The organism is Exiguobacterium sp. RIT594 (genome assembly GCF_003339585.1).
Lineage (GTDB): Bacteria > Bacillota > Bacilli > Exiguobacteriales > Exiguobacteriaceae > Exiguobacterium_A.
This window is the reverse complement of the sequence record NZ_QPKF01000001.1, coordinates 743,930-764,768: the sequence shown is the minus strand read 5'-3', so window position 1 is coordinate 764,768 and position 20,839 is coordinate 743,930. Positions and strand designations below refer to the sequence as shown.

The window sequence follows — 20,839 nt, the reverse complement described above, 5'->3', positions numbered from 1 at the left end:
TGACTAATAATTTAAAAGAACTTCTGGATATCGTTCCATGTGACGACCAACATCAAGAGCATCAACAGTGCAAATCCAACAAAATGGACCAGGCCTTCTTTTTGCGGATCGACCGGTTTCCCGCGTAACGCCTCTAAAAACAGGAACAATAATCGGCCACCGTCTAAAGCCGGTAGTGGTAATAAGTTGAACACTGCTAAGTTGACTGAAAGCAATGCAGTCCATGTCAGCAACATCGAAAATCCGCTGTCGGCAACTTGATCCGTCATTTTGACGATTCCAACCGGACCGGATAATTGATCGACACCGACGACACCCGTTACGAGATCTCCGACCGCTCCGACGATCAAGGTCGACATCCGCCATGTTTCGGAAACCCCTGTCTGTAAAGCTGTTCCAAATGATTTTTCTGTCTCATTCGTCACACCAATGATTCCGACTTTTTGATCACCTTGCTGTTGGACCTTCGGTGTGATGGACGTCGTTTGTTCCTGACCATCTCGTTCGTAGACGACGGTTGTCTTTTTTCCGGCCTGATCTTGGAACCCGGCCCGTAAATCCGTCCATTTATCCGTCTCTGTTCCATTGACGGAAACGATCCGGTCTCCTTCGACAAGACCTGCCTTGTCGGCCGGAGATCCTTTTTGGACAGTACCAATGACACTTTCTCCGGTCGGTGAACCATTATACAATGCTAAACCGAACAAGATAACAAACGCGAGGACAAAGTTCATGGCCGGACCTGCCGCAATGGCTAGAACACGTTTGAAAACGGATTTCGATCCGAACGTTCGATCGTATGGCGCGATTTGAGTTTTGGTTTGTCCTTCAACAAGAAACGCCGTCTTCGAGACAGGGTAACGTGTCGATACTTCATCTTGTAAGGCGATGACTTCTAACTTGTTCAACAAATCAATTTTTTCGACGGTTACGACTTGATCCGCCTCCGGACGGGAAGCATCCAGATACATCGTCTCAATGACACCGTCACGAAGCCCCAACCCGATGGTTTGCCCCGGTTTGACTTCAACGAATTCCGGTTCTTCCCCGGCCATTTTGACATATCCGCCGATTGGTAACAGGCGGACCGTGTACAACGTCTCATTTTTGAAAAAAGAAAAAATTTTCGGACCAAATCCGATGGCGAATTCGCGACAGAGGATTCCTGCCCGTTTTGCCATGACGAGATGACCCCATTCATGCACGGCAACAAGTACACCGAACATCAAAACGATTGATATAAAGGTCGTCATTGTTATCCCATCCTTAGTTAGTGAGTGAGAGGGACGCAACAAACGCACGGGCCCAACGATCCGACTCTAAAATCTGGTCCAAAGACGGATCTTCGATGTTTTCATGTGCTTGAAGAGCCGCCTCGACGCTCGCTTCAATTTCTAAAAAGCTGATTTCCCCTTTTAAAAAACGGTCGACAGCTTGTTCGTTCGCAGCATTGAGCACGGAAGGCATCGATCCACCGGCACGTCCTGCTTCAAACGCAAGACGAAGCAGGGGATAACGTTCAAATGAAGCTTCCGCAAAATTCAGGCGTCCGATTTGTTTTAAGTTTAACCGTTCTCCCCCTTTGATTTCAAGGCGGGACGGATATGTAAGGGCATATTGAATCGGTTCACGCATATCCGGCATCCCGAGTTGCGCCATAACCGCACCGTCATTGAATTCGACCATCGAGTGGATGATGGATTCCCGGTGAAGAACGACATCGATTTCATCGTACGTGACATCAAACAACCAGTGCGCTTCGATGACTTCAAATCCTTTATTCATCATCGTCGCCGAATCAATCGTAATTTTGGCTCCCATCGACCAGTTCGGATGGTTTAGCGCCTGCTCCACCGTTACGTTTGCCAACTGTTCCCGTGTTTGATCTCGGAAACTGCCGCCGGATGCGGTTAAGATGATTTGTCGGACGTCCTGACGCCGTTCGCCATTCAGACATTGGAAAATCGCGGCATGTTCACTATCGACCGGAAGAATCGCGACACCTTTTTCACGTGCTTTTTTCATGACGAGGTGTCCGGCTGTCACCAGTGTTTCTTTGTTTGCCAATCCGATCGCTTTTCCCGCTTCAATGGCGGCAAGCGTAGGACGAAGCCCGACGGCACCGACGACGGCTGTAATGACGATATCCGCTTGTTCTGCCGTTGCGACAGCAATCAATCCTTCTTCACCGACGAGCACTGTTGGCGCGTAATCAAGAACTGCTTCGAGTTGTTCTTTTACCGTCTCGTCTAAGACAGCTACCAGCTCCGGACGTAAACGATTCAGCCAGGGTAAGGCAACCTCGATGTTTTTCCCGAACGCAAAGCTGACCAGTTGGAAACGGTCCGGATTTGCTGCGATGACATCTAACGTTTGGGTCCCAATCGACCCAGTTCCCCCAATGATACTAACCTGTTTCATCTTTTTTCCTCCTTATCCGAATATACCGAGTACAATCAGAACGGTAAAGACAATGATCATACTGTCGAACCGGTCAAGAATCCCACCGTGTCCGGGTAATAATGCTCCGGAATCCTTTACACCGTAATGACGTTTATACGCTGACTGGACTAAATCGCCTAATTGACCGACAACGGCAACGATCAGTGCCAACAATACGACGGTTCCGAGACCGACTGTCGGATGAATCAGTTCAAACACCACTCCGAGTATGATCGCAAGAACGACACCACCGAGTGCTCCTTCAACTGTTTTATTGGGGCTGATGGCCGGCCACAATTTTGTTTTCCCGAGACTTTTCCCAACGAAGTACGCACCCGAATCCGTAAACCAGATCAACAAGATGATCAGTAAGGAAAACGTCAGGCCGTTTTCAAGCAGACGAATGTACGTAAACGATGCGAATCCTACTCCGACATAGACTGCAGTCAACAGCAAAAATGCCACATCGTCGAAGGTGAAGACATTTTTGGAGAACACTGTCCAAAATAAACCGATCAAGACAATTAACATGCCCCATCCAATCGGAGACAATCCGAGTGAAAGCGACTGTTCGCTAGCCTGTTCATACAATCCGATGAACGGAAGTAAGGTTCCCGCTCCAAACAACAGGACCGGAATTGACTTGAACGACAATTGTCGCATTTTAATCAGTTCGGTATAGCCGATGATCGTCAAAATTGCCATAAAAGCAAGGAATGGGAGTCCTCCTAGATAAAGTAATACTAAAAAGATGGCACCTGCCCATATTCCTGTAATAATTCGTGTTTTCATAAGATATGTCCTCGTTTAGTCAGACTCCGCCAAAACGACGCGTCCGTTGATTATAGTCTTCAATCGCCGCTAAGAACTGGTCACGCCGGAACTCGGGCCATAAGACATCCGTAAAGTAAAACTCGGCATAGGCAGCTTGCCATAATAAAAAGTTGGAAAGTCGTTGTTCCCCACTCGTACGAATGACGAGATCGACATCTGTCATCGAACCTGTCATTAACTCTTGTTCAATGACTTCATTCGTAATCATGTCAGGCCGCAATACACCGGCCTGTACTTTTTCAGCAATTTTTTGCATGACTTGAACGATTTCATCCCGTCCTCCGTAATTGAGGGCAAAAATCAATCGAAGTCCTGTATTGTCTGCTGTATCCGTTTTGGCTTGCTGAACGGCTTCCCGTGTATAAATCGGCAGACGCGAAACTTCTCCCGCCACTTCGACTTTGACGTTCCGTTCATTCAAATCTTTCAGATCCGACTCTAGAAATTGGGCCGGCAGTTTCATCAGGAAACTGACTTCTTCTTCAGGACGCGTCCAATTTTCGGTTGAAAAAGCATATAACGTCAAACTTTTTACACCTAATTCATTTGCCGTCCGAACAACTTCCCGGACGGATTTCATCCCTTCACGATGCCCCATGATACGGGGAAGGCCTCGTTTTTTTGCCCAACGTCCGTTTCCATCCATAATAATCGCAATGTGTTCAGGAACTTGTTGTTCAATTACTTCTTTAGTCTGATTTAACCATTGAAACATTTACTTCTTCCTCCCCTCGTTTAGTTTAAGAAGAAAGGGACTCTTCGTGTGACAAAGAGTCCCCAACCTGACAATATTACATGTCATACTTCCATAATTTCTTGTTCTTTATCCGTCGCCGTTTGATCAAGTACTTTAACGAATTTGTCCGTTAATGTTTGAACGTCTTCTGTGTAACCGCGGAGGTCATCTTCAGTCAACACGCCGTCTTTTTCTTGTTTTTTCAGTTGTTCGTTCGTATCACGACGAATGTTCCGAAGAGCGACTTTTCCTTCTTCCGTGTACTTTTTGACAAGTTTCACGAGTTCTTTCCGACGATCTTCTGTCAGCGGCGGAATTGCCAAACGAATCACTGTCCCGTCCGAAGAAGGAGCAAGCCCTAAATCTGCACGTTGAATCGCTTTTTCGATTTCTGTCACCATCGATTTATCCCACGGTGTAATCAAAATCAAACGCGCTTCCGGCGTGTTGACGTTTGCGACTTGATTGAGTGGTGTCGGTGAACCATAGTAGTCCACTTGAACCGGATCAAGGATTGATACGTTTGCACGTCCTGCACGTAACGTCGCAAGTTCTTTTTTCAATGACAGATGTGCTTTCTCCATCCGTTCTTCTGCTTGTTTCATAATTGCTTGTGACATGTTATTTCCCCCTTACAAGTGTCCCGATTTCATCACCGATGACGACTCGTTTAATGTTTCCTTCTTCCATCAACGAGAAGACGATGAGCGGGATGTCATTGTCCATACAAAGTGATGTTGCCGTTGAATCCATGACTTGAAGACCGTCTTTAAGAACATCCAAGTAAGATAATGTCTCAAATTTCTTCGCATCTGGATCAACATTTGGATCAGCCGAGTAGACGCCATCGACGTTGTTTTTCGCCATTAAGATGACTTCCGCCTCGATTTCAGCTGCCCGAAGCGCCGCTGTCGTATCTGTTGAGAAGTACGGATTTCCTGTTCCGGCTGCAAAGATGACAACCCGTCCTTTTTCAAGATGACGCATTGCCCGGCGGCGGATGTATGGTTCAGCGACTTGTCGCATTTCAATCGACGTCTGAACACGTGTTTCGACACCAACGGATTCCAGGCTATCTTGTAAAGCGAGCGAGTTCATGACGGTCGCAAGCATTCCCATATAATCGGCATTTGCCCGGTCCATCCCAAGCTCCGCTCCCGTCTTACCGCGCCAAATGTTTCCTGCACCTACGACGACTGCGACTTCTACGTTCAATTCGACTAGTTCTTTAATTTGATTCGAAATCGAATTGACAATCCCAGGATGAATTCCGAACCCTTGATCTCCTGCGAGCGCTTCTCCGCTCAATTTTAACACAATCCGGTTATATTTCGGTTGCATGACTATGTCCCCCTTGCTAAATTCCGTAAAAAAGGAACACGACCCACTTCCACACGAAAGTGGATTGAAGCATACGTGTTCCTTCTCTTGTCATCAGGAAATCCTGATTCTTATTTTTTAAGTTGGTTCATTACTTCTTCAGCGAAGTTTTCTTCACGTTTCTCCATACCTTCTCCAACTTCGAAGCGTACGAATGAAACGATTTTCCCGCCTTTAGATTCTACATATTTACCAACTTTGAAGTCTGGATCTTTGACGAATGTTTGGTCAACGAGGCAGATTTCTTCGTAGAATTTGTTCATACGACCAGCAATCATTTTCTCAACGATGTTAGCAGGTTTGCCTTCGTTGAGTGCTTGCTCTGTAAGAACTTTTTCTTCACGTGCTTTTTCTTCTTCTGTGACAGAAGAACGGTCGACGTAAAGTGGACGCGCTGCAGCAATGTGCATTGCGATATCTTTTGCAACAGTTTCGTCTGTTGTGCCTTCGACGACGACGACAGAACCGATACGACCACCCATGTGGAGGTAAGAACCGAATGCTGCGTTGTCTTCTTTAGCGAAGAGCGCTACACGACGGAGTGAGATTTTCTCTCCGATTGTTGATGCTTCTTCTGAGATGTATGTGTCGATTGTTTTTCCTGCTTCGTATTCAGAAGCAAGTGCTGCTTCAGCCGTTTCAGAACCATTGCGGAGTACTGCGTCTGCAATGTTTTGAACGAGTGATTGGAAACGTTCGTTTTTCGCAACGAAGTCAGTTTCCGAGTTGATTTCAACAAGTGCTGCTTTGTTGCCGTTAACTGCAACAGCTGTCAAACCTTCTGCTGCAATCCGGTCGCCTTTAGCTGCTGCTTTAGCGATTCCTTTTTCACGCAAGAAGTCGATTGCTGCGTTCATGTCCCCATCTGCTTCGACGAGTGCTTTTTTGCAGTCAAGCATCCCTGCACCAGTTTTTTCACGAAGTTCTTTTACCATAGCTGCTGTAATAGCCATTCGATATTCCTCCTTATAACGTCCTTATTTTCAAAAAAAAGGTGATAAAAGGTCAATTCCCTTTATCACCTGGCATCACGAATTACTCAGCGTCTGCTACTACTTCTTCAGTAGTTTCAGGTGCTACGTTATCTTCGCCTTGTTTAACTTCGAGGATTGCGTCAGCCATTTTACCAGTAAGCAATTTGACTGCACGGATCGCATCGTCGTTTGCTGGGATGACGTAGTCGATTTCGTCCGGATCACAGTTTGTGTCAACGATCGCAACGATTGGGATGTTGAGTTTGTGTGCTTCTGCAATCGCGATACGCTCTTTGCGTGGGTCAACGATGAAGAGTGCATCTGGAACGCCTGGCATATCTTTGATACCGCCGAGGAATTTCTCAAGACGAGTCATTTCTTTTTTAAGAATGATGACTTCTTTTTTAGGAAGAACTTCGAATGTACCGTTCTCTTCCATTTTTTCGAGTTGTTTTAAACGGTTGATACGTTTTTTGATTGTAGAGAAGTTCGTGAGTGTTCCACCTAACCAACGTTCGTTGATGAAGTATTGACCAGCACGGATCGCTTCTTCTTTCACAGTGTCTTGAGCTTGTTTTTTCGTACCAACGAAAAGAACGTTTCCGCCTTCAGACGCTACTTCACGGATGAAGTTGTAAGCTTCGTCTACTTTTTTAACCGTTTTTTGTAGGTCAATGATGTAGATTCCGTTACGTTCTGTGAAGATGTATTTTGCCATTTTCGGGTTCCAACGGCGTGTTTGGTGACCAAAGTGTACACCAGCTTCTAACAATTGTTTCATCGAGATTACTGCCATGATGAATTCCTCCTTTTGGGTTTTGGATGTCCTCCGCGATGATCGTTGTTCCAGCTAACCTATTAAAGGCACCGCAGCCGGCGATACATGCGTGCGTAATTAACACCGTAGACTAATATAGCATAAAGTTTAACGCCGGGCAACCTTCGTTTTCTGAGAAAGTTTAGCAATCAAGGCCACTTCTCCGGCTCCCCGGTTCAATGAACGGGCCAATTGATCTAAATCAGCACCTTTTTCGAGTTGATCTTTAACATCCAATAGAGGCGGTTCTTCTACCCGGTCGTCCGGTTTGTCCTCATTTCCAGGTACGTTTACCGGTGCAGACGGATAATCGGATCGCTCTGATTCTTCAGCTACAATGATCTCGCCTTTCCATTCTTGTCCGACCGGAGTCGACGGGCGGGATATTACCTCCCCTTCCGTCAGCTCATTCACCTGTTGCATGAATTGTAACAGAATTTCTTCCGTTTCCTGCTTCTGTCGTTCAAGGTGTGTGACGCGGTCCTTCAAAAGGGCTTGTTGCTTAAACAATAACAAAAGACCGTAACAAATGAGTGCTGCTAGCAAAATATAAAAAAGTGTCATGGTATGTCCTTTCACATCGCGACGCGGTCAGAAAGATAAGCACTCCCTAACGCTTGTTTCAGTTTTCGGAGCGCTTTCGAGTGAATCTGTGAAATTCGTGAAGTAGATAAACCAAGGACTTCCCCGATTTCCGTCAATGTCAGTTCTTCAAAGTAAAAGAGGGATACGACGTATTGTTCCTTCTCGGATAATTGCTCCACTTCTTCCGCCAATTTCGAAATCAGTTCCCGCATCAAAAGCGTATCCTCAGGTGTTGCTGCATCCGGATCCAGATAGGAAACGGCCATCGCTTTTCCTTCGTCTTGAAGTGTCACGGCTTCATCGATCGATAGAATATTCGCAAAATAGCTCTCAGCCAGTGCCGTCTTGACTTCTTCCGGATTCATATCAACAATCGATGAAACCTCATCAATCGTCGGGGTCCGTTGAAGACTTTGTTCTAAAATCTCGACAGCGGCTTCGACCCGCTTTGATTTTTCGCGTAACGACCGGGGTAACCAGTCAATTTTCCGTAAGCCATCCAAAATGGCGCCGCGAATACGGAATGCTGCATACGTATCAAATTTATTGTTGTGATTTTGATCGAATTTTTGAAGCGCATCATACAATCCCATCATCCCAAGACTTTTTAATTCATCACGATCGACACTCTTCGGAAGTGTCGCGCTGAGACGCTGAACGTGGTAGTGCACAAGAGGTTCATAATTTAGCAGTAACTGGTCAGCTACCGCTACATCACGCGTCGATAGCCATTGATTCCAAAGTTGTTGTAATTCCTCACGCATGACCATTCCTCCTCTAAATTTCCAGCGTTCCGACGTTGACTGTCCGGATGACTAACCGACCAGTCTGAGAATGGAACTCGATCGTTCGACCATTTGTTCCACCAACGTCTTCCGCAACGAGTGGGACGTTCGCTTTTCGTAAAGCCAATTTTACCGCCGCAATATTTCGTTCACCGATTCGCATCGATTCGTGTTCATATTTAAATTGAAACATTTGTGCACCACCGGCAATTTTTGCCCGGAGACGAATTGCTCCACTATGACGAAGACGACGTGCCAACTCGACGACTGCTGTATCGGCGAACTTTCCGATTTCCAGTGCGATATTCCGACTGATTGACGAGTCCGGTAACATCACGTGTGCCATACTCGACAGCCCACGCTCTTGGTCGTAGATGATGACACCGACACAAGAACCTAAACCAGCCGTCCGAAGAATGATCGGTTTTTGGCTGACTGCATATTCTGCAATTCCAATCCGAACGACTTCATCCATCAATATCCACACCCAATCGTTGAAAGACCGAATCAAAGGCACCTTCTTCAGGTAGTAACAATAAATGACCATTCAAATCATTACCTGAACTGGATAAACGTGTATCGATGTATACTGCCATGTTACCAAATTTTGTTGACTCAAGTAAGGCAACTTCCAAAATTGCTCCCACCATATCAAAAGCAGAGGCCGGGACCGTGACATGGACGGATAAATCCAGCCAATCGGAAATCGAGCGGGCATAAGCGCCGATCAAAATATTCCCGATCTCTTCCCATGCTGAAACACCAAGTGCATGGTGCTCCGAAAAAAATTGAAATGGCTGTTGCAATAACTGAGAAACGAGTTTCTCAGCATCCTTGAGTGGCATTAAAAATAATAAGGATGCTTTAATATCCCCAGAAAATCGAAGGAGTGCTCCTGCTGTGTAAGCTTCAGCACCTCCGACCCGCTCAATGATGGTCGAGAACCCTTCCAAGTCCGCTGAAGGGACTTCGATTTCAACCGGTTGCCCCAGCAACGTGGATAAAGCGGTTGCCGCATGTGCTGCCCCGATATTACCAATTTCTCGAAAGACATCCTGTTCCATTCGATTAAGCATGGATAATCTCTTCAAATAAACGGTTTGGCTCGAGTAAAGAGAACAGTTGATCTTCCCCTTTAGCGATGGCCGTTAAATAGTTGGTCTCGTCTTGTTTTGAATCTGCCAGCGGTTCAATCCGGACATCTGCTGCTTCAACGACTTCATTTGCACAATCCACGATGAATCCTGCATCTCCATGTTCCAGTGTTGCGATGATGATCCGTGTTTCTTCTGTTTCCTCGACGGACTCAAATCCTAAACGTGTCCGCAAATCAATCACGGGTGTAACGACTCCGCGTAAGTTGATGACACCTTTGACATAAGATGCGGCATTTGGGATACGTGTGATCGGAATGACACGTTCGATTGAACGAACCGATTGCACATCAATTCCATATGCATTTTCTTCTAATTGAAAGACGACCCATTTTTGTTCCATTCTTCATTCCCTCACTTTCGTAACAGTGCATTGCTGTCAATGATTAACGCAACTTGTCCGTCACCCAGAATCGTCGCACCTGAAATCGCACGAATCCCCTCAAGATAACTGCCTAGCGGTTTCATGACTATTTCCTGTTGTCCTATCAGTTCTGAGACTATCAACCCTGCTAATTTCTCGCCGCTTCGGACGACGACGACAGAATAGGCGTCTGCTTCCGCATGCGGTAATCCGTATACTTGATTTAATGAAATCAATGGAACAAGCTGGCCACGGAAATCGAATACCTTTTCCCGGTGGGCTTGTAAAATGGCGTCCTGCTTCAGCGATGTCGTTTCAAGGATGGCTGTCAACGGGATCGCATATGTTTCTTCTCCCAATTTGACGAGCATCGCAGAAATAATCGATAACGTCAGCGGTAAACTGATTCTGAAAATCGTTCCTTCTCCGCGTTTCGTCTCGACGAAGACTTCTCCACCGAGCGATTCAATTTTCGATTTAACGACGTCCAGCCCGACACCACGGCCTGATAAGTCGGTGACGGTTTCTGCCGTCGAGAATCCAGGCGCAAACAATAACATCGATACTTCTTCCGGTGTCAACAACGCTGCCTCTTCTTCCGTCAACAATCCTTTTTCAAGGGCAATTTTCGTCACCCGTTCCTGATTAATGCCTGCGCCGTCATCTTCAATCTCGATGAACACACGGTTTCCGGAATGGTAAGCCCGGAGTGACAGATTTCCTTCGACTGCTTTTCCGGCTAAAATCCGGTCAGCTTTGCTTTCAATTCCATGATCGACTGCATTTCGGATCAAGTGGACGAGCGGATCCCCAATTTCATCAATGACCGTCCGGTCGAGTTCTGTTTCCGCTCCTGTAATGTGGAGCTTGATGTTTTTACCGACATCTTTCGATACCGAACGTACCATCCGCGGGAAACGATTGAAGACTTGTTCAATCGGCATCATCCGTAATGTCAGGACAAGTGACTGCAGTTCATTTGTTCCGCGTTTAATCCGTTCAACCGTCTCCGTCAAATCAGAAGAACCGGCTTCCGCCGCAATCCGTTCGAGACGTCCACGGTCAATGATGAATTCTTCAAACAGATTCATCAATCGATCAATCCGCTCGAGGTTGACACGAATCGTTTTTGCCGCAACCGGTGTTTGTGTCTCGTTCGAAGTATCCGTCGCCGGATTGATGACCGGCGTTTCAACCGGCTCGAGCAACGTCGCCGCTGCTGCTGGTTCGACCGGCACTTCGAATGGCTGTATCAACACTTGAGCGACTTCCGAAACGGCTTTGACTTCACTTTGAATGTCGTCAGCAGATTTCATCGTCACGAACAAGACATCAAAACGGGTCTCGAATTGTTCTTGTTCCAGTTCATCCGAAGTCGGATTCGACAAGATGACATCCCCAAGGTTTTGCAAGCGGTCAAATACCATATACACCCGGGCCGCCTTCAAAATGACATCCGCCGATAACTCCACCGTAATGACATAGGCTTGATAACCGGAAGCCATCGATTGACGGACAACCGACTCGGAATAGACATCACACTCAAAGTTTTTCATGACTGTTGCTGCAGGTTTGTCCGTATCCTGACTTGGTTCCGAATCCATATTGATAAACTGTTTCAAACGAACGACGGTTGTTGCCACATCCAGCTTCCCGGTACCACCTTGACTGATGTCCTCGACCATCGTTTCCAGCTGTTCAGCTGCGACAAATAATACATCAATCAATTCGGGTGTGGCAGGTTGTGTCTTCGAACGGACTAAATCAAGTGCACTTTCCATTTCATGTGTTAAATCGGCAATGGCATCATACCCCATCGTTCCGGCCATCCCTTTTAACGTATGAGCGGATCGGAAAATTTGATCGATGACGGCTTCATCGTCGAGCCGTTGTTCAAAAATCAGCAAACTCGAATTAATGGCTTGTAAATGTTCAATCGATTCATCAAGAAACAATCCTAAATATTCATTTAAATCCATGGAACGTATCCTCCTTTATGGTTAGCGGACACGGTTATGCCGTTTTTTCAAACGATTCAGTAACCGGTCTAAAAATTTCTGTTCCTGGACCTGAAGCCCCGTCAGCGATGTCGTAATATGATCAAGTCGCCAACTGACATCACTCGTCCGATCAAATACATAAAATGGTCGTTGGGCTTTGACTGCCTTCATGACAGTCGGATCATCCGGCAAAAAACCGACGAAGCGCAACGATTTTTCCAAAAAGTTCTGACTGACCTGTTGTAGACGGTCAAATGTTTCAAGCGCTTCTTGGCCGTTCGTTGCCCGATTGACGATGACTGCGACAGGAAGTTCATGTGCGTGGTGATGCGCAAGTTTGACGAAAGCGTATCCGTCCATGATTGACGTCGGTTCAGGCGTCACGACCAGCCATGCTTCATCCGCACTGCTGATGAAATCAAAAGTCTGATGTGTTGCTCCGGCACCCAGATCGAGTAAGACGAAATCATATTCATAGAAAAACCGAAACTCGCTCATCATGAATTCGACATCGTGATCCGTCAGATCCATTAATTCTGTGAATCCGCTTCCGCCATGAATGAAATGCAGCTCCGGCGTCGCTTCGACGACGGCTTGGGTCAAGGGTGACCGTTCCTTGACACAATCCATCAATGAAACTCTAGACGATTTTCCGAGCAGCACACCGACATTCGCCATGCCGATGTCCAAATCAATGATTAATACTTTTTTGGCTTGCAACGATAGCGCGACACCGAGATTCACCGCGACATTCGTTTTTCCGACCCCGCCTTTACCACTGACGATTGCAATGGTTTTGGTCTGCCGTACAGAAACTTTTGATCTTAACGCTCGTGCCTGATCTTCTGGCATCATCTTAACCCTCTTTCTACAATCATTCGGGAAACTTCTGCACTTGTCGGCCAGATGATGTCTTCAGGTACTTCTTGTCCTGTCGTCAGACAAAACACAGGCAACTGTGTCTTTTTCGTCAGTCCGTAAATCGACCACAAATCTGTTGTCTCATCGGCTTTGGTAAAAATGAATCCGGACAACGGGACTTGATCGAACCGTTGTTGAATCTGTTCTAAATCGCGGTACTTCGACGTTAAGCTGAGTACAAGAAATACATCCGTCTCTGAAAAATCATGCCGCTTTTTTAACTGTTCGACATAACCCGCGTCAAGAAAATTTCTTCCCGCCGTGTCGACCAGGATGACGTCACAGTCGGATAAGTCGACTTTCGCTTGTTCGAATTCTTGTAAATCATAGGCGACGCGTAACGGAATATCGATGATGTCGGCATAAGTCCGCAATTGTTCGATGGCTGAAATCCGATATGTATCCGTCGTAATCAATCCAACGGTTTGTTGTTTCGTAAGGCGGTAATAAGCAGCCAGTTTAGCAAGCGTCGTCGTTTTTCCGACTCCCGTCGGTCCGGTCACCATGATGAAACGGGAAGTTGCCGTCGTGACTTGAATAGGAGCAGTCACAGTCGCGATGAAGGCTTGTTCGACCTGTCTCACATCATTGGTCTTGTAGTAAGTGGACACCAATAAATCATAGAGTGCCTCCGCTTCATGTTGCAGGGCAGGTTCAGCAAGCAAAACTTCGTATGAGCTCAGCGCTTCCGGCAACCGCCGTGAAGCGAACGAGACAATCTTCGGACTAAGCGGCTCGATCATTGACGGATGACTTTGAACGACTGATTTAGTTGGTTGCAGCTCAGCCGTAACCTGTTTTACAGGCTGTATTATTTTTTCGATCGGATGTTCTTCGACTGAGGCGACGAGCTCCACTTTTTTTTGTGCAAATAAGCCGAACAAACCGCCCACTTTGATCTGTCGTGTGTTCAAAATGATGGCATCATTTCCTAAGTCTTGTTTAACCAGTTCCATCGCTTCGCTGACAGAATTTGCGATAATTCGTTTTACCATCATGTGTTAAATCACCCCAATACTCTTGACTTCAATTGTCGGAATCAATTCGTTATAAGACAGAACAGGTACATCCGGGAAATAACGTTCTGTTAATTGACGAACAAACATCCGAATACTTGGTGATGCCAAAACGATTGGCTGAGCTCCGTACCGTTCGAATTCTGCCGTCAATTCATTTAATGACTCAATGAAATGTGTTGCCTTATCCGGATCAAGCGCCAAATAATTGCCGAACTCCGTTTTTTGAATCGCTGACTGGATCTCCATCTCCAGTTCACTCGATACCGTCACAACGTGTAATATGTCTCCTTGTAAGACTTGTTCCGTAATTTGTCGGGCTAATGCTTGACGGACATATTCAGCTAACAAATCACTATCTTTCGTCACAGCCGCATAATCAGCGAGTGTCTCAAAGATAAGCGGTAAGTTTCGAATTGAGATTTTTTCTTTTAACAACTGCACGAACACTTTTTGCAGCTCGCCGATCGACAACAATTGCGGTGTCACTTCGTCGACTAAAATCGGATGCGATTCCTTTAAATGATCGACCAGTTGTTTTGTCTCTTCCCGGCCGAGTAAATCGGCCGCATGTTTTTTCAGAAGTTCCGTCAAATGTGTGGCGACAACAGATGGCGGGTCGACGACTGTATATCCGGACATCTCAGCCCGGCTTCTCGTCCGTTCATCAATCCATAAGGCCGGCATCCCGAACGCGGGTTCAACCGTCTCGATCCCTTGGATTTCCGGATCATCGACACCCGGACTCATTGCCAGATAATGATCGAGCAGCAGTTCGCCGGTTGCCATCTCACTTCCGCGGATTTTAATCCGGTAGTGGTTCGGCGGGAGTTGCAGATGGTCACGAATCCGGACTGTCGGTAAGACGAATCCAAGTTCAAGTGCCAACTGTCTCCGGATCATGACGACCCGGTCGAGTAAATCCCCACCTTGTGCTTCATCTGCGAGCGGGATCAAACCATAGCCAAATTCAAACTCGATCGTATCGACGTTCAAGAGGGAAATGACGGATTCGCTCGATCGCAGGTTTTCAGTTGGTGCCTCTTCGACAGCGACTTCTTCTTGAGCTGCTTTTGACGTTCGGGTCAATCGCCAAGCGAAAAAGGCCGCTGCTGCCGCGACAGGAATCGTCACGTAATCGGGAATCGCTGTAAAAAGACCTAACAGGAAGATGGCACCGGCTCCAATCATGACGAGGAGCGGTGTCCGTGAGAGCTGACCGATGATGTCTTCCCCTAAGTTACCGTCAGAAGTCGAGCGGGTAACGATAATTCCGGTTGCGACAGAAATCAATAAGGCCGGGATTTGACTGACAAGACCGTCACCGACCGTCAACAAGGTGTATAAGCTGATTGATTCGGTCATCGGTAACCCTTGTTGGACGACACCGATGATCATTCCGAAAATCAAGTTGATGATGACGATGATGATTCCGGCAATCGCGTCTCCCTTGACGAATTTCGAAGCTCCATCCATCGCGCCGTAAAAATCGGCTTCCGACTGAATTTTTTGGCGGCGTGTCCGGGCTTGTAATTCGTCGATCATACCGGAGTTCAAATCGGCATCAATCGCCATCTGTTTTCCGGGCATCGCATCGAGCGTAAACCGGGCCGATACTTCCGATACCCGCTCCGATCCTTTCGTGATGACCAAAAACTGAATCAATACAAGAATCAGGAATACGACGAATCCAACCAGAGCGTTTCCGCCGACAACGAAACTACCAAATGCTTCAATGACTTCTCCACCGTTCCCGTTCGAGAGAATCGATCGGGTCGTCGAGACGTTTAGTGCCAATCGGAACAGGGTCACGATCAGCAAGAGGGTCGGGAACACAGAAAATTCCAATGCTTCCTTCGCGTTCATCGCGACAAGTAAGACCATTAAGGCAATCAAAATGTTGATGATGATAAGAAAATCGAGTAAAAATCCTGGCAGTGGAATGACGAGCATGAAGACAATCATAATGACGCCTAGCAGGACAGATAAATCTCGTGTTGAAATGGTCATGATGCTTCATCCTTTCATTTCGCTTGTTTCATTTGATAGACAAAGGCGAGTGTTTCAGCGAGTGCCTGATAAAATGATTCATCCACTGCCATTCCTATTTCTGATTTTGCGAATAATGCTCGTGCGAGCGGTCTATTTTCAATAATCGGGATCTCAGCTGCTGTCGCCTTCTCCCGAATCCGGAATGCGACAGCATCCACTCCCTTGGCGACGACAATAGGTGCGGCATGTTTGCCGTCATCATACTGAATCGCTACGGCGTAATGGGTCGGGTTCGTAATGACTACATCGGCGTTCGGTATTTCCTGCATCATCCGCCGCATCGCCATTTCCCGTTGTTGCTGTTTGATTTTCCCTTTGATTTGCGGATCCCCTTCTGTATTCTTATGCTCATCCTTTAAGTCTTGTTTACTCATCCGAATCGACTTTTCAAAATCGAATTTTTGATAAGCAAAGTCAAGGACAGCAAGGACGATCAACGCGATACTGACTGAAATCCCCAACAGGAACGTCAGATGACCGATAATCGCCAAGGCGTCACCAATCGGTTCTGACGTCAAACGTGAAATTTCTACTTTGTTATTCCATAAGACTGTTCCACTCGTCACACCGATGACAAGTAATTTAAATACCGATTTTAAGAATTCAATTAATGCTTTCATGCTGACGATTCGTTTGACGCCTTGCAGCGGATTGATCCGGTCGAGTTTCGGTTGAATCGATTCTGTACTGAGCAATGCTCCAATCTGCACAAAATTCCCTAAAATGCCGATGACGACTGCTGTCAAAAAGAAGGGTGCAACCAAAATACTCATTTGGACCAGCATTTCAATCATGACTTCCTGGACGCGTCCTTCTTCGACAGCGACTAAGACCGTTTGGGCACTCAGTCCATCTTCTAATACCATGACGAACCGTTTCCCTAGAAACGGACCAAAGAAAAATAAAATCAAGAACATTCCGAACAACATCAAACTACTTGTTAAATCAGCCGACTTTGCGACCTGACCTTTTTTTCGAGAATCATCACGTTTTCGAGGGGATGCCTTTTCCGTCTTTTCGCCCGCAAAATACTGGAGGTCAAGCGTTAATGTATATTTTCCCATCTCAACCTCCTAGTAATTGAATCGCATCGGACAATACGTCTTGTAATAAGGGAACAAATCGAGAAATCCCGGTAATGGTTGCTCCGGCGAGTAAAAACAAAATCGCATAACCCATCAATAACTTGACAGAAAATCCAATCGCAAAAATATTGAACTGGGGTGCGGTTTTCGCTAAAAACCCAAGCGCCAAATCAACTAAAAACAGGGCGACCACAAGTGGCATCGCCATTTGAAGAGCCGTGAGCATCGCGAGCCCGACGACACGAACGACTAAGCTCATGCCGGCTTCTCCGGAAACGTTAATCGCACTACCGGGCGGAAAGATTTTAAAACTCGTATAGATGCCATCCAGTAAAATCAAATGCATATCTGATGCCAGCAACACGAGCAGTGTCAACATGTAAAAAAATCGGCCGACGATCGGCGATTGACCACCAAACATCGGATCATATGCCGATGCCATCGCCAGCCCCATCTGTAAATCAATGATTGATCCGGCCATTTGTGGCGCATACAGTAAAAAACTGGCGAGCAAACCGAGGGCGAGCCCAATGATGACTTCTGTTCCCATTCGAAAAAAGAAATCGATGTCATCGACTTGAACCGTCGTCTTGACCGCATAACTGGCAAAATAGGCAAGTCCGGCAGCGATTGCCAATTTATGCTGAGCGGGTAACTGCTTCGATGAAAACAAAGGAGCAGCCACTAAAAATCCAACGAGTCGACCAAATACAAGTAAAAAAACACTGACAAAGGACAGTAACGTCATTTCCGCGAAACCTCGGCAATCTGTTTGAAGATTTCAATCGTAAACGTTTTGAGTTCTTCCATGATCCATGGACCGAAAAAGACGAGTGCTAAAAAAACGGCAACAATCTTCGGAACAAACGATAAGGTCTGCTCTTGAATTTGAGTCGTCGCCTGCAAGATGCTGACGAGAAGTCCAACGACGAGTGAGACGAGCAAGAGCGGAGCTGACACCTTTAACAAGGTCCATACGGCCGAACTGGCTAATTGAATAATCATTTCCTGCGTCATGTCGTCCCTCCCTATCGCATGCTGACGAGTAGTGATTCGACAATTAAATGCCAACCATCTACTAAAATGAACAATAATAATTTAAACGGTAAGGCAATCATGACCGGTGGTAACATCATCATCCCCATCGACATCAAGACACTCGAAACGACCATATCGATGACGAGGAACGGAATGAAAATCATAAATCCGATTTGAAACGCCGTCTTTAACTCACTGATGGCATAGGCCGGTACTAACGCGACGAGCGGAATATCTTCCACCTTCTCCGGCTTCTCGTAATTGCCATATTTCAAAAAGAGTTCTAAGTCATTGCTCCGTGTGTACTGAGACATAAAACGTTTCATCGTTCCTCCGGCTTGATCAAAGGCTTCCTCTTGACTGATTTTGTCGTCCATGTACGGTTGTAAGGCCGTCGTGTTCAATTCCGTTAAAATAGGCGCCATAACGAACAATGTGATGAATAACGCCAGTCCGACAAGCAGTTGGTTCGGCGGTGTTTGTTGTGTTCCTAAAGCAGAACGCACAAAGGATAAGACGACGATGACGCGTGTGAAACATGTCATCAAAATCAGTAACGACGGTGCTAATGATAAAAGCGTAAGTAAGACCAGTAATTTGATGGAAGTTGCCGTCCCGGACGGCGTATCCAAGGAGATCAAGTTTTCAATCGTCGTCATGACCGTCCTCGTTTCTTCTGGAACTGATCGAGCTGTTGCTTAAATGATTCCAGAAACGGAGATGCGGCTGACGTATGTGGTGGGCTGTCGGATGTATCCGTTGCTAACCATTCGTCATCTTCTTCAATCGTATCAAGCAATTCAACGTTTTGACCGACACCGACAACATAAATCTTACCGTGAACCCTCACGAGCTGAACGGATCGATCTTTGCCAAGCGGGACACCACCGAGATGCGACAGTCGGCTCGATTGACGGACTCCCTTTGTCCGTTCATTGATGAAACGGACAGCAAGCAGGAATCCACCAATCAAAACTGCGAGTGTCACGACGATTTTTACGACCGTGACGACTGTCGATGACCCGTCGACCTGTTGTGTTGTAGGTTCATTTTTCTTAGATGGGTTGAGCTTCTCTTCCACTGTTTCGGCACCGACCTGATGCGTCAGCAGGAACAGGAGAAGACAGGTCAAACAGGTCAGTCTTCTCATGATGAAATGGTTTTCGAAACGGCTTCGAGTACACGGTCTGCCTGGAACGGTTTGACGATGAAGTCTTTTGCTCCGGCTTGAATCGCATCGATGACCATCGATTGTTGTCCCATCGCCGAACACATGATGACTTTGGCAGCCGGGTTGAAGGCTTTGATTTCTTTTAATGCTGAAATCCCGTCCATTTCCGGCATCGTGATATCAAGTGTGACGAGATCCGGCGTTAACTCTTTATATTTCGAAACGGCTTCACGTCCGTTTTCAGCCTCACCGACGACGTCATAGCCGTTTTTCGATAAAATTTCCTTAATCATCATTCGCATGAAAGCTGCATCATCTACAATCAAAACTTTTGCACTCATCCTATTTCCTCCTTAGAACATCCGCAGACGTTCTTTTGTATTGACGATCTCTGTAATCCGGACACCGAAGTTTTCTTCGATGACGACGACTTCTCCCGTTGCAATCAATGTATTATTGACGAACACGTCAACGGGTTCTCCTGCTAATTTATCCAGTTCAATGATGGAACCTTGTGTTAATTCCAAAATGTCCCGGACTGACCGGCGCGTCCGTCCCAGTTCGACTGTGACATTCAACGGTACATCGTAGAGCATGCCGATGTTGCCGGGCGGACCTTCTTGTTGCACTTCAGAAAACTGACCGAACTGAACAGGACTGACGCCAACCGGCTCCTTTTTGTGTTCGGGTGGTGCTTCATACCGGGGTTCCGGCTGCGGCTGAGACGCGGCCGGCTGTTCCCGGACCGGTTCTGGTGCAGGGACTTGAACTGCGGGTGCCGGTTCACTCGTTGTCGTACTGGCATTGAATAATTTCTGAATCAATTGTTTGGAAAATTCAAGTGGTGCCAATTGGACGATTTTTGAGTCGATCAGCGTTCCGATTTTCAAATCAAATTCGATGATGACCATGCTTTCCCATAACGAGAAGCTGTCCACAATTGTTTTTTCTTGCGAGAAATCAAAAATTTCGACCGCTGGAGGCGAGATATCGATGCGCATTGAGAACACGGTCGACATCGAGGTCGCAGCCGCTCCCATCATCTGGTTCATCGCTTCCTGAACGGCAGACAGCGCAATCGGTTCCATCTCAAGGCTCTCATCAACGACACCATCGCCGCCCATCATTAAATTCGCAATGACGGAAGCATCCCGTTGTGTCAAAATCAAAACGTTTTCTCCTTTGAATCCTTCTGTATATCCAACGCGAAGAGCGACGTGGGGAATCGGATAACGACTCCGCAATTCTTCCATCGTAATCATCCGCACGTGTGGTGTCGTGATTTCGACTTTTTGATTCAACAATGCAGAAAGGGCTGTCGCGGAATTTCCTAACGAGATGTTCCCGACTTCTCCAAGCGCATCAATTTCCATCTCATCCAATTGATGTAAATCATCCGTTGAACTGGTATCGGTTGGTTCTTCAGCCGATGGGGTTCCACGTAATAATGCATCGATTTCATCTTGCGAAAGCATATCGCTCATG

24 protein-coding genes are annotated in these 20,839 nt (G+C 46.6%); all 24 read right to left on the bottom strand.

Annotated elements, in window-relative coordinates; translation table 11 throughout:
* Window positions 1-11 precede the first annotated feature (11 nt).
* Window positions 12-1,253 carry an RIP metalloprotease RseP gene (gene rseP, locus DVG79_RS03815; protein WP_114595523.1) on the bottom strand — a complete coding sequence of 414 codons (1,242 nt, stop codon included), beginning with the start codon at window positions 1,251-1,253 and terminating at the stop codon, window positions 12-14.
* Window positions 1,254-1,266: 13 nt separating this feature from the next.
* Complete coding sequence (locus DVG79_RS03810) at window positions 1,267-2,421, bottom strand: 1-deoxy-D-xylulose-5-phosphate reductoisomerase (RefSeq protein WP_114595522.1); 1,155 nt, start codon at window positions 2,419-2,421, stop codon at window positions 1,267-1,269.
* A 12-nt stretch (window positions 2,422-2,433) separates the two neighbouring features.
* Entirely contained in the window at window positions 2,434-3,234 is an 801-nt protein-coding gene (locus DVG79_RS03805; protein WP_114595521.1) for a phosphatidate cytidylyltransferase, read from the bottom strand.
* A 19-nt stretch (window positions 3,235-3,253) separates the two neighbouring features.
* Window positions 3,254-3,991: an undecaprenyl pyrophosphate synthase gene (locus DVG79_RS03800; RefSeq protein ID WP_114595520.1), complete on the bottom strand. Its 738-nt coding sequence runs from the start codon at window positions 3,989-3,991 to the stop codon at window positions 3,254-3,256.
* 83 nt (window positions 3,992-4,074) lie between these two features.
* Window positions 4,075-4,632: a ribosome recycling factor gene (frr, locus tag DVG79_RS03795; protein ID WP_114595519.1), complete on the bottom strand. Its 558-nt coding sequence runs from the start codon at window positions 4,630-4,632 to the stop codon at window positions 4,075-4,077.
* 1 nt (window position 4,633) lies between these two features.
* Window positions 4,634-5,353, bottom strand: a complete 720-nt coding sequence (gene pyrH, locus DVG79_RS03790) for a UMP kinase (protein ID WP_026828033.1) — start codon at window positions 5,351-5,353, stop codon at window positions 4,634-4,636.
* A gap of 110 nt (window positions 5,354-5,463) precedes the next feature.
* Window positions 5,464-6,345 (bottom strand): translation elongation factor Ts, encoded by an 882-nt coding sequence (gene tsf, locus DVG79_RS03785; protein ID WP_114595518.1) that lies wholly within the window; start codon window positions 6,343-6,345, stop codon window positions 5,464-5,466.
* A gap of 82 nt (window positions 6,346-6,427) precedes the next feature.
* Window positions 6,428-7,162: a 30S ribosomal protein S2 gene (gene rpsB / locus DVG79_RS03780; RefSeq protein ID WP_012370721.1), complete on the bottom strand. Its 735-nt coding sequence runs from the start codon at window positions 7,160-7,162 to the stop codon at window positions 6,428-6,430.
* A 129-nt stretch (window positions 7,163-7,291) separates the two neighbouring features.
* The gene (locus DVG79_RS03775; RefSeq protein ID WP_147269811.1) at window positions 7,292-7,747 is read right to left on the bottom strand and encodes a hypothetical protein; all 456 of its coding nucleotides are present in this window, start codon (window positions 7,745-7,747) and stop codon (window positions 7,292-7,294) included.
* 11 nt (window positions 7,748-7,758) lie between these two features.
* Complete coding sequence (locus DVG79_RS03770) at window positions 7,759-8,532, bottom strand: FliA/WhiG family RNA polymerase sigma factor (protein ID WP_114595516.1); 774 nt, start codon at window positions 8,530-8,532, stop codon at window positions 7,759-7,761.
* Window positions 8,533-8,545: 13 nt separating this feature from the next.
* Window positions 8,546-9,028: a chemotaxis protein CheD gene (locus DVG79_RS03765; RefSeq protein ID WP_114595515.1), complete on the bottom strand. Its 483-nt coding sequence runs from the start codon at window positions 9,026-9,028 to the stop codon at window positions 8,546-8,548.
* Window positions 9,021-9,629, bottom strand: a complete 609-nt coding sequence (locus DVG79_RS03760; RefSeq protein WP_114595514.1) for a chemotaxis protein CheC — start codon at window positions 9,627-9,629, stop codon at window positions 9,021-9,023. The genes DVG79_RS03765 and DVG79_RS03760 overlap by 8 nt, the downstream gene beginning before the upstream one ends.
* Window positions 9,622-10,050 (bottom strand): chemotaxis protein CheW, encoded by a 429-nt coding sequence (locus DVG79_RS03755; protein WP_114595513.1) that lies wholly within the window; start codon window positions 10,048-10,050, stop codon window positions 9,622-9,624. The genes DVG79_RS03760 and DVG79_RS03755 overlap by 8 nt, the downstream gene beginning before the upstream one ends.
* An 11-nt stretch (window positions 10,051-10,061) precedes the next feature.
* On the bottom strand, window positions 10,062-12,050 hold the full coding sequence (locus tag DVG79_RS03750; RefSeq protein WP_114595512.1) for a chemotaxis protein CheA: 1,989 nt from the start codon (window positions 12,048-12,050) through the stop codon (window positions 10,062-10,064).
* Window positions 12,051-12,071: 21 nt separating this feature from the next.
* Window positions 12,072-12,926, bottom strand: a complete 855-nt coding sequence (locus tag DVG79_RS03745) for a MinD/ParA family protein (protein WP_114595511.1) — start codon at window positions 12,924-12,926, stop codon at window positions 12,072-12,074.
* The gene (locus DVG79_RS03740) at window positions 12,923-13,990 is read right to left on the bottom strand and encodes a flagellar biosynthesis protein FlhF (protein ID WP_114595510.1); all 1,068 of its coding nucleotides are present in this window, start codon (window positions 13,988-13,990) and stop codon (window positions 12,923-12,925) included. Before DVG79_RS03740 ends, DVG79_RS03745 begins: the two co-directional genes overlap by 4 nt.
* A gap of 3 nt (window positions 13,991-13,993) precedes the next feature.
* Window positions 13,994-16,018, bottom strand: coding sequence for a flagellar biosynthesis protein FlhA (gene flhA / locus DVG79_RS03735; RefSeq protein ID WP_114595509.1), 2,025 nt, complete (start codon window positions 16,016-16,018; stop codon window positions 13,994-13,996).
* A 14-nt stretch (window positions 16,019-16,032) separates the two neighbouring features.
* Window positions 16,033-17,124, bottom strand: a complete 1,092-nt coding sequence (gene flhB / locus DVG79_RS03730; RefSeq protein WP_114595508.1) for a flagellar biosynthesis protein FlhB — start codon at window positions 17,122-17,124, stop codon at window positions 16,033-16,035.
* A gap of 1 nt (window position 17,125) precedes the next feature.
* On the bottom strand, window positions 17,126-17,893 hold the full coding sequence (gene fliR / locus DVG79_RS03725) for a flagellar biosynthetic protein FliR (protein ID WP_114595507.1): 768 nt from the start codon (window positions 17,891-17,893) through the stop codon (window positions 17,126-17,128).
* On the bottom strand, window positions 17,890-18,162 hold the full coding sequence (gene fliQ / locus DVG79_RS03720; protein WP_012370733.1) for a flagellar biosynthesis protein FliQ: 273 nt from the start codon (window positions 18,160-18,162) through the stop codon (window positions 17,890-17,892). The genes fliR and fliQ overlap by 4 nt, the downstream gene beginning before the upstream one ends.
* 11 nt (window positions 18,163-18,173) lie before the next feature.
* Complete coding sequence (fliP, locus tag DVG79_RS03715; RefSeq protein ID WP_114595506.1) at window positions 18,174-18,842, bottom strand: flagellar type III secretion system pore protein FliP; 669 nt, start codon at window positions 18,840-18,842, stop codon at window positions 18,174-18,176.
* On the bottom strand, window positions 18,839-19,315 hold the full coding sequence (locus DVG79_RS03710) for a flagellar biosynthetic protein FliO (protein WP_233494517.1): 477 nt from the start codon (window positions 19,313-19,315) through the stop codon (window positions 18,839-18,841). The genes fliP and DVG79_RS03710 overlap by 4 nt, the downstream gene beginning before the upstream one ends.
* A 14-nt stretch (window positions 19,316-19,329) precedes the next feature.
* Window positions 19,330-19,695 carry a response regulator gene (locus DVG79_RS03705; protein WP_012370736.1) on the bottom strand — a complete coding sequence of 122 codons (366 nt, stop codon included), beginning with the start codon at window positions 19,693-19,695 and terminating at the stop codon, window positions 19,330-19,332.
* Window positions 19,696-19,707: 12 nt separating this feature from the next.
* Window positions 19,708-20,838, bottom strand: a complete 1,131-nt coding sequence (gene fliY, locus DVG79_RS03700) for a flagellar motor switch phosphatase FliY (protein WP_114595504.1) — start codon at window positions 20,836-20,838, stop codon at window positions 19,708-19,710.
* Between the last annotated feature and the right edge of the window lies 1 nt (window position 20,839).